General features: G+C 67.8%; 10 protein-coding genes. All 10 read right to left on the bottom strand.

Translation table 11 applies throughout. From position 1 onward, the window contains the following. Window positions 1–2,987, bottom strand: a 2,987-nt coding sequence (locus tag RGD00_RS22750) for a phage tail length tape measure family protein (protein ID WP_310459529.1), incomplete at its 3' end; no start/stop codon positions are given. Next, window positions 2,984–3,415, bottom strand: coding sequence for a DUF1799 domain-containing protein (locus RGD00_RS22745; RefSeq protein WP_310459528.1), 432 nt, complete (start codon window positions 3,413–3,415; stop codon window positions 2,984–2,986). The genes RGD00_RS22750 and RGD00_RS22745, both read right to left, overlap by 4 nt. Further along, window positions 3,361–3,732, bottom strand: coding sequence for a hypothetical protein (locus RGD00_RS22740; RefSeq protein ID WP_310459527.1), 372 nt, complete (start codon window positions 3,730–3,732; stop codon window positions 3,361–3,363). The genes RGD00_RS22745 and RGD00_RS22740 overlap by 55 nt, the downstream gene beginning before the upstream one ends. A 68-nt stretch (window positions 3,733–3,800) precedes the next feature. Continuing rightward, window positions 3,801–4,730 carry a phage tail tube protein gene (locus RGD00_RS22735; protein ID WP_310459526.1) on the bottom strand — a complete coding sequence of 310 codons (930 nt, stop codon included), beginning with the start codon at window positions 4,728–4,730 and terminating at the stop codon, window positions 3,801–3,803. Window position 4,731: 1 nt separating this feature from the next. Continuing rightward, a complete protein-coding gene (locus RGD00_RS22730) occupies window positions 4,732–4,905 on the bottom strand; it encodes a hypothetical protein (protein ID WP_310459525.1) in 174 nt (57 codons plus the stop codon). Window positions 4,906–4,907: 2 nt separating this feature from the next. Continuing rightward, a complete protein-coding gene (locus RGD00_RS22725) occupies window positions 4,908–5,339 on the bottom strand; it encodes a phage tail terminator protein (protein ID WP_310459530.1) in 432 nt (143 codons plus the stop codon). Further along, entirely contained in the window at window positions 5,339–5,761 is a 423-nt protein-coding gene (locus tag RGD00_RS22720; RefSeq protein ID WP_310459524.1) for a gp436 family protein, read from the bottom strand. Before RGD00_RS22720 ends, RGD00_RS22725 begins: the two co-directional genes overlap by 1 nt. Window positions 5,762–5,764: 3 nt before the next feature. Next, window positions 5,765–6,022 carry an Acb2/Tad1 domain-containing protein gene (locus tag RGD00_RS22715; protein WP_310459523.1) on the bottom strand — a complete coding sequence of 86 codons (258 nt, stop codon included), beginning with the start codon at window positions 6,020–6,022 and terminating at the stop codon, window positions 5,765–5,767. A gap of 67 nt (window positions 6,023–6,089) precedes the next feature. Continuing rightward, window positions 6,090–6,557 (bottom strand): hypothetical protein, encoded by a 468-nt coding sequence (locus tag RGD00_RS22710; RefSeq protein ID WP_310459522.1) that lies wholly within the window; start codon window positions 6,555–6,557, stop codon window positions 6,090–6,092. 10 nt (window positions 6,558–6,567) lie between these two features. Continuing rightward, on the bottom strand, window positions 6,568–7,200 hold a 633-nt coding region (locus RGD00_RS22705), incomplete at its 5' end, for a major capsid protein (RefSeq protein WP_310459521.1).

Raw genomic sequence — 7,200 nt, 5'->3', positions numbered from 1 at the left:
GGCTCGGCCTGCGCGCCTCCGAACAGCCGCCCGACGATCCCGCCGAGGCCGCCCACATCGTCCAGCGTGGCGTAGTTGGTCCCCAGCAGCCGGTTTTTCAGCGGGTTCTTCAGGGCCAGTTCAGACCAAAGCCCCGCCACCTCTTCCACGACGGAGGATAGCGCACCCTTCAGATCGCCCTTGAGCAGCGCATCGATCGGTCCGTCGATCATGCCTTCCGCCGCCCGATGGACCTTGTCCCAAGCGTCGCGCTGCCGCTCCAGTTCGGTGGTGATATCCGCCAGGGCGGCCGCGCGGGCCTTCTCGATCTCGATTTCCTGGCTGCCGAGGTCGTAGCCCTCGCGCCGCATCCGCACCTCGGCCTCGTGGATGGCCAGCGCCCGGGCGCGCATCGTCGAGGTCTGGCCGACCAGCCGCAGTTCCAGCTCCAGCCGGGCGAGGCTGTCGGCATGGCTCCGGTCTCGGTCGCGCGCCGCGGCCAGGCGGCCGAAGGGATCGTCCGAGGCCAGACCGTTGGTCAGTTCCCACTGCCGGCGCAACTCCTCCTTGCGGGCCTCGGAAACCTTCAGGGTCTTGAGGCTTTCCTCGTGCAGGCGCCGCTCGGCCGCGATCTGCAGTTCCTTCACCTGGATGCTGTTTTCGCCATGTTGCAGGATCGCCGCGTTGATCGCGGCCTGGCCGATCAGATCGACCATCATCCGGTCGGCAGATCGGGTTCCTTCCATCTCCTTGATCGTGCGTAGACGGTCCTGTTCGGCAGCCAGCAGGGCCTGCGCCTGTCCGGCGAGCACCCATCCGAGCCCTGCTTCCAGCGTCCGGGCGCCGAGCAGTTCGCGCGCATGCCGCTCGCGCACCAACTCGACCTCGACCGCCTCCTCGCCATGGCGCAGGATCGCTTGCGACACTTCGGCTTGGCGGGTTAGGTCACCGACGATATCGCGCGCCGCCTTCCTGCGCTTCGCGGTCGCAGCGTCGGCATCTGTCGCAAGGCGCGCCTCCAGCGCTTCTCGGGCGCGGCCCGCATCACCGCTGTCCTTTTCCACCTTCAGATCTTCCAGTCGGATGCGCAGCGCCTCACGGGCGTGATCGGCACGGATCGCCTCGACTTGGGCACTGTTTTCGCCATAGGCCAGTACCGCGGCAGCGAGTTCGGCCTCGCGCTCGAAGTCGGCGATCATTCGAGATAGCGCGGTTGCACCCTTGGAGTTCTCGTCGGCGCCACGAAGCCGCAGCAGACCCTGCAATGTCTGCTGGATCTTCGCCAGATGAGCATCTTCCTGCTTGCTGATCCCGCCCGCGGCCTCGGCCGCCTGGAGATAGAGGCCATGCAGTTCCTGAACGGCGGCGATCTGTTCATCGAGCGTTGTCGCCTTTTCGACCTCCCGGAACGCAGCAACGATGGATCGTGCCGTCTGCCAGCTCTCCTCGCGCCATCCACTCAGGCCGAAGGATCGCAATAGATCGTGCTCCTGACCGCGAAGCTGGCCCAGTTCCAGATGCGGCCGGAGATCGATCCCCATTTCCTTCGGGATCTCCTTGCGGAGAGCCGTCAGATCGCGCTCGATGCCGCGGCGTTCCCGTTCCGCGATCCGCTGCATGAGTTCGCCGGCTGCATCGGCAGCCGAGCCGAACTCTTCCTTCAGTTCGATGGTGGAGCGTCTTGCTTGGTCGTTGGCGGATCGGTAGCGGTCGATGGCAGCTGAGAGGCTCTCGAGAACTTCGCCGAACGACCGCGTGTCCTTCCCGGCGCTGATCGCGGACATCGCCCACTGCACCAATGCAGCACCGCCGGCTATGGCCCCGATGGTAACCAGAGCCATGGGATTGATGAGGCTGGAGATTGATGCTGCCACAGCTGGCCCGATCGCCATCCCGGCAGATTTCATCTGGTTGAAAATCTGGACGACCTGCGGGCCCTGCTGCATCGCCATGACCCCAGGGGACTGACCGATCATGGTCATCATCGCGATGTCATTGGCCTGGAACCCGAGGTTCATCGTATAGGCTGACGCCGCACCCCCACCGGCCACTCCCCCGCGGTTAACCGGAGCCATCGCCTGTGCCGCCCGCTCGCGGGCCGCCGCGGCTTCTCCTGCCGTGATCGCATTTTGCCGTTCGGCATCGGCAATATCGCGAAGCTCCTGCTCATAGGCGCGGGACACGGCGAAGAGCGGGTTGAACCGGGCGCGCAGATCATCCAGCGCCTGCCCATGCCGCAGGGTCGCGGCGGTGCTGGCCGTGCTGGCAGCGGTGAACCCTGTCTGCCGCTCGATCAGCGCCTGCATCGCGGTGGTGGCCTGCCGCGTGGCAGGCCCGATCTCGGTCAGCGACACCCCCGCTGTTTGGGCCCGGGCCTGCAGGTCGATCATCGCCCGGGACAGCTGGTCGATCGCGACCGATGCCTCACGGGCGGTGATCGCGCCGACCGCCTCGGCGGTCTCGACGCTGTTGATTGCCTCCTGCAGCTCGCGATGCGCGGCGACGGCCGGGTTGAGCCGCTCGCGGATCATGGTCAGTTCGGCTCGCCAGGCCGCACCCGCCGCGGCAGCTTTCAGAAAGCCCCCGACCGCCGCCGCCGTGCGCGGCTGGAGCGATTGCAGCGCGGTGCCCGCCTCATGAACCACGGCGGTGGTCTGCCGCAGCTCGCCCGCGAGCGACGACGCCCAGGCCGTCGTGTCGCGTGTCAGCGCGGAGGTGTCGAAGGCCGCCGCCGGCAGCGCCGTGGCCGCCCCGCTGGTTGCGGCGGTGATTGCCGCCTCGCGCGCCTGGCGCTCAGCGACCACCTGGGCGCGGGTCGCCTCGGTCTGACGCTTGCGGGTCGAGGTCACCTGTTCGATCGTCGTGGCTGCGCGGGCATCGGCCTGGGCCTGCGCGCGGGTCGCGTCGGTGACGCTGGCGACCGCGGCCTTGACTTCGGTGGTCGCGGCTTTGGCCTGAGACGCATCGGCCTTGAACAGGATATAGACGCCGATATTGCGATTGGTCACGACATATCCTCCGAGAACACATCCAGCGCGGCCTGTTCGATCAGCTGGATGTCCGTGAACACCTCATCCGCCAGCCCGCACCGGCGCATCACGACATCGACCGCGCCGTAGTCGAGGCCGAGCCAGATCAGCCCTGCGAGGCCCGCCGCGCACCGCCACTGGGTCTCGCAGCCAAGGAACGCGGTGACGGCGGGCCAGTTGACGGGCATGACCTCAAAGCCTTCTGAGGCCGCCGGAGCGGCGGGGAGCGCCCCGGGCGCGATCGGTGCGCCCAGGATCTCGAACTGGTGGATCAGATCGGCGTCGAGCCTGACGGGCTCGCGGCTGTCGGCGCGGCCGAGACGCGAGAGCGCCCAGGCCCGGCCGGCCGCCTTCAGTTTCCCAGGCGGGCCTCTTCGCCGAGGGTGACCTCGCCGATCGCCCGCCACAGTCCTGCCCGGAATGCACCGTCCTGGAGCGCAGCGGCCTTGTGATCCGCCGTGCAGGGCACGCTGTTGCCGTCGCCGTCCTCGACGTCCGCCCAGTCCTGGAACGTGTTGGCCAGATAGTCCCGCTCCGCCGCAGCCCGCGCGCGCAGCCCCGGAATGGCGGCGATCCGTTCCTGTTCGGCGAGGAATGCATCCTGCTCGATGGGCAGGAACTGGCATTTCAGGGTTTGGGTGATGGTCTTGCCCTGGGCGTCGGGGTCGGGACGGCTGACATTGACGGGCCACCAGACAGCAGCGGAACCGAGAACGAACTTCATGGCGGGGTCTCCTGAAGGTGATGAAGGGGGTGTTCAACGGGGCGATGACGCCCCGTTCGGGGGGGGGGTCAGCGGAAGGTGATGGTCATCTCATCGCGGCCGGCGTTGGGACGCAGCATCAGCGGGATCGAGTAGTTGATGATCCCGTTGGTCTCGCCCTGCGTCGGTTTCCCGATCTGGACGTTGGGTGCGGCGATCTCGACGATGTTGCCGGCGGCGGTGCCGTGGATCAGCGACAGCGCGCCGGTGGTGCTCGCGCGGGCGCGGTCGAACCAGTCGATGGTCGCGATCGAGCGTGCCTCGACCACTGCCGTGCCGGTGGACTGGCGGTCGGAGATCAGGATCCGTTCGTCCCCGATCAGGTGCCGCGCTACCAGCTCGTTGCCCAGGTCCAGCGACAGGCTTTCCGCGACTGCGGTCCAGCCGTGCAGGGTCATCACCGTGTTGGCCTTGCTGACCACCACCGGGGCGATCCACCCGATCTGCGAGGCCGCGGGCATGGAACCGATGTCGGTCACAGCGCCCAGCAGCCCCATGTAGGTCACGCGGATCTTCGGGATCTGACGGGCGGAAATATTGATCGCCAGGCTGGCTTGCCCGCCGAGGAACACATGCCGGACCTTATCCGCGACGAAGTAGAGCGAGCCGCTTTTCGTGGCGTCCTCGACGATCGAGTATTCGGCATCGACGCTGGCGGTCAGCGTGACCGCCAGCCCCGCTGCCTGCAGGATGCTGTCGAATTTCGGGGCGGTACCGGCGGTGCCGGACCCCGCGAGCTCGACATCGAATTCGATCCGACCGTATTCGGCCGTCAGGATCGTGCCCTGGTGGCCGAGGTATGGCAGCAGCAGGTCGCGGCGGACCTCCTCGCCCTCCACCGGGGTGAAGGTCACGTTGGAGCCGATCAGCGCATCGGCTGCGGCGGGCGTGGCGTCGGTGCCATAGGTGGTTTCGAGCTTGTGGAGGATGGCCAGGCGGCGGGCGCGGCGGAAAGCCATGTCAGCGTCCCTTCTTCATGCGGGCGGGCTCGGGCTCGGCCGCCGGGGTTTCGGGTTCGGGCTCGGCCACGGGGGTCTCGGCCGGGATGACGGGGGCGTTCTCCACCGCCGGCGTCAGGGCGCCGGTGGCGGGGTCGCGGGTGAAGGTTCCGCCGGTGGCGGGGCGGTCTCGCATGGTCAGGCTCCTGTCAGGATGCGGGTGCAGGCCCAGGTCTGGACGTAGATGCTGACACCCGTGGTCACGGGGCTGCTCTCGCCGCCCACCAGCTCGAAGGGGTCGAGGGTGCCGTTGGGCTCCCATCCGGCCATCGCGGCTTCCAGATCGGCCTTGTAGGTGTCGAACTGGAGCGCACGGTCGGCACCCATCAGATGGTCGTAGTGCCGGATGACGACGCCGATGGCGAAAACCGTCCGCACCAGCTGGCGGAATGCCCCCGTGGCATCCTGCTGCGGCTGCGCTTGCTCACCCCAGGGCATGATGATGGCCGTGCCACTCTCGACCTGCCCGGCGCGATCCGAGAAGGCGTCGATATCTTCTGCGATTTCGACGCCGACCCAGCGAGCCGCTGGAAGCTGCGCCTTGAGGCGGGTCTGGATCGTGGCCAACATCACCACCCCCTCAGTTTCTGGGGGGTGAATACCTGGGCCGGATGCCGCCCCATCGTCTGGCCCGTGACGGCCACCGGCGGCGTATCGCCGGCAGCGACCGGCAGCGCGATCAGGCCGTGCGCCACGTCCTTCAGGGCGGCGAGGGCATCCTTGTAGTCCTGCTCGACCCACGTCGGCGCACCATTGCGATGCAGCGTGTAGCGCGCGATCGACACCGCCCAGGGCCGCAGTTGCGGCGGGATCGAGGCCAGTGGTATGTCGTACCGGGCACCGACATATCCGTCGATCAGGTCGGACGCATCCTGAAGGGCCGCTCCGATCACGTCAGGATCGGGCACCCCGTCCCGGTCGCGGTCGGCAATCTGACGGACCTCCGCCTCGCCCGCGCGCTCGACCAGGTCTGCAAGGGTGGCGTAGGCCATGGATCAGTCCTCGGCCGCGTCGTCTTCGGGCAGCGAGATACGCGCGGGCTGGAACACCGCCCGGTTCATCGCCTGGAAACCCTCCTGGATGTGGGTTTTGGCGATGGCCAGCCAGCGTCGATCCACCGCGGGATCCCGTTCCAGCGCGTCGATCTGGCGCAGGATCCGCTCCTCGAGGATCTTGTTGCTGTTGACGGTGGCAACGGCCCGGTCGGACTGCGGGCGGTAGCCGGCAACGGGGAGGCCCATGTTGGTGCTCATCGCGGGATCCTGACGATTGGGGTTGGGGTGTGCGGGCCAGCCTGCTGACCGGCCCGCACAAGGGGCATCAGCCCTTGGCCGCGCCACCACTCTTGCGGGTGGATTTCGCGGCGGGTGCGGCGGCCGGGGAGGAGGTTTTGGCCGCCGCCGCGGCGGGGGTGGTGTCGGTTTGCTCGGCGAGAATGTGTTGCAGCTCCTCGACCCGTGCCTGGAGCAGGTCGCGTTGCGCCTCGGCCTCGACCGCCCGTGCCAACGCGGCGTTCTTCTCGGCCTCGACCGTGGCGACAACCTCTTCCAGGGCGGCATCCAGCATCGTCTCGGCAAGCACCTTCGCTGTGGCCGCCACCGCGGCCTCGAACTCGGCCTGCGTCATGGCGCTGACCGGCGTGTCCGTCGCCGCAGCCGAGGCCAGTTCGGGCGCGATCACCCCGGCCGCCTCAAGATGGCGTAGCGTGAGCAGATCGACATCGACCACGTCGCCGGGGCGTTTGCGCTGCCCGCCGATCCTGGCCGGGCCCGACAGGGTGACCTTCATCATGGCCCCCTTACGCCGCTGCGGCGCCGGCGTTCTGGAACAGGAAACCCGCGTCGGGCCCCACCAGATACGGCTTGCGCTCGGTCGTGGTCGGATAGATCCACGACTTGGTCTCGCGCGAATAGTAGGGCGCCTCGACCTGCGGATAGCCCGTCAGTTCATAGGTGTAGCCATAGGACGGCACCATGAAGTTGCCGCCGGTCAGGGGTACCCATGCGAGGATAGCGTCATCGCCCCATACATCCGTGGCCTTGGCCGTGTCGGGAGCGGTTTCCGGCAGAAAGACCGCATCGCCGACCACCACCTTCTCGAGCTCGAAGTACGCCGCCAGCATATCGAGCGTGATCGAGTCCTTGGAGACGTATTTGAACTGCTCCTTGATCTTCGGGTGGTTCTTCAGCGCCTTGGCTGCCGAGGGGCCAAGGACGAGGACGTTCGGGCGGCGCCCGGTGTACCCGCGGATGTCTTCCTTGGCGTCGCCGATATCCTTGCCCGGATCCGAGTTGGCGCCGGTCCAGCGGTCAGCGCCGGTCAGGGCGAGCTTGTGGTCGGCATCGTAGTTCGCCGCGTTGCGCGCCAGCTGCGCGGCGTCGTATTCGAGCCCGAGGTCGACCGAATCCAGCACCATGTTGATGGCATTGGC

The organism is Ruixingdingia sedimenti, from assembly GCF_031432425.1.
Lineage (GTDB): Bacteria > Pseudomonadota > Alphaproteobacteria > Rhodobacterales > Rhodobacteraceae > Ruixingdingia > Ruixingdingia sedimenti.
Note: the sequence above shows the minus strand (reverse complement) of the source record. Positions and strands in the feature narration are given on the sequence as shown.